Source organism: Arthrobacter sp. Y3223164 (genome assembly GCF_059091005.1).
Genome location: NZ_JBNHGF010000875.1, coordinates 1 through 420, shown reverse-complemented (window position 1 = coordinate 420; position 420 = coordinate 1). Strand labels below are relative to the sequence as shown.

Below are 420 nucleotides of genomic sequence, written 5' to 3'. Positions count from 1 at the left end.
CTCGCGGCCGCCTTGGCCGCCATGCTGCTGTGGCTTTCGGCCGCGCTGACGCTGGCGCGCCCGGCCGCGGCCCACGACGAACTGATCGGATCCACCCCGGAAAACGGCGCCGTCCTCGACGTCCAGCCCGAGAGCATCGTGCTGGAATTCAGTGCGAATGTGATGGATATCGGCACCACCACCCAGGTCCTGGACAGCGCCGGCACCGACTGGGCCGCCGGAGCACCCGTGCTCGGCGGCCGTGAGGTCACCATTCCCCTGCAGGACGGGATGCCCGACGGCGACTACCAGCTGGGCTGGCGGGTCGTCTCCAGCGACGGCCATCCGATCGAAGGAACCACAAAATTCTCCCTTGCGGCCGGCGGCACCGCCTCGGCCCCGGCATCCGCATCCGCGGCCGGCGGCACCGCCGAGGCAGCC

Annotated in this window: 1 protein-coding gene; it reads left to right on the top strand. The window is 71.2% G+C overall.

Annotated elements, in window-relative coordinates; genetic code table 11:
- The coding region (locus AC5RUJ_RS18495) for a copper resistance CopC family protein (RefSeq protein ID WP_494156545.1) at nucleotides 1-420 on the top strand (420 nt) is incomplete at both ends.